Origin of the sequence: Elstera litoralis (assembly GCF_000963705.1) — a bacterium.
Lineage (GTDB): Bacteria > Pseudomonadota > Alphaproteobacteria > Elsterales > Elsteraceae > Elstera > Elstera litoralis.
In genome coordinates, this window is the sequence record NZ_LAJY01000792.1 from 1 (window position 1) to 1,010 (window position 1,010).

Below are 1,010 nucleotides of genomic sequence, written 5' to 3' on the forward strand. Positions count from 1 at the left end.
CTGGACCCGTTTCGGCCTCTTCATTCAGAATATACGGTAGTAGTTAAGGTAAGGTTTGCCTGCGTGACACGAAGTCGCAACCTACAAAATAAACCGGGCTGCAAAATGCAGCCCGGAGAGTAAATTTTCACATTGTTTTTCGTCTAGAGCGCCGCGAAACTTGCACCCTGTTTTGCAATGCAGCGATACAGGCCGCGTTCATTCGGAAGCGGTTCGAACTTGTCCGTAATGCCCAACACCGTTTCTGCGCCGCCAAGGTAGAGCACGCCATCTTCCGGCATGATCGTCCGCAGGCGATTCAACACGTCGGTCTTGGTCGGTTGATCGAAGTAAATCAGCACATTGCGGCAGAAGACAATATCGAAATGCCCCAAACCGCGCGGATCGGAGAGTAGATTAAACTCGCGATAATCAACCGACGAGCGAATCTCATTCGAAAGCTGCCATTTATCCTCAATCTGCTTGAAATGCTTCATCAGATATTGGATGGGCAAGCCGCGCTGGACTTCAAACTGCGTATAAAGACCGGCCCTGGCCCGATCCAGCATTTCGGCGCTGATATCGGTTGCGACGATTTCGAACCGCCAGCCCGCCAGCCGCGCGCCTTCTTCTTTCAAAATCATCGACAGCGAATAAGGTTCCTGGCCCGACGAACAGGCCGCGCACCAAATCCGCACCGTCTTTCGCGCTGCACGCGCCTCCAGCATGGCGGGCAGCACGACCCGCTTGAACTGATCGAAGGGTTTCGTATCGCGAAAGAAGAGGGTTTCATTGGTGGTCATCGCTTCCGTGATGGCCCGCAACTTCGCTTCGTCCGGCCCGCGATGAACCGAGGTGACAAACTCATCCACCGACTTATGCCCGAATTTGCGGGCAACGGGCAGCAGACGGCTTTCAACCAAATAGGCTTTGTCTTCGGTCAACACCAAGCCGGAGCGCTGGCGAACCGTTCGACTGATGAACTCGAACTCGTCCGGTTTCATGCTACCGACCTCAGCGCGATTTTGTGG

The 1,010-nt window shown here is 54.4% G+C and carries 1 protein-coding gene; it reads right to left on the reverse strand.

The features are described from left to right. Positions 1-143 precede the first annotated feature (143 nt). The coding region (locus tag VZ95_RS19815; RefSeq protein WP_332308144.1) for a CheR family methyltransferase at positions 144-1,010 on the reverse strand (867 nt) is incomplete at its 5' end.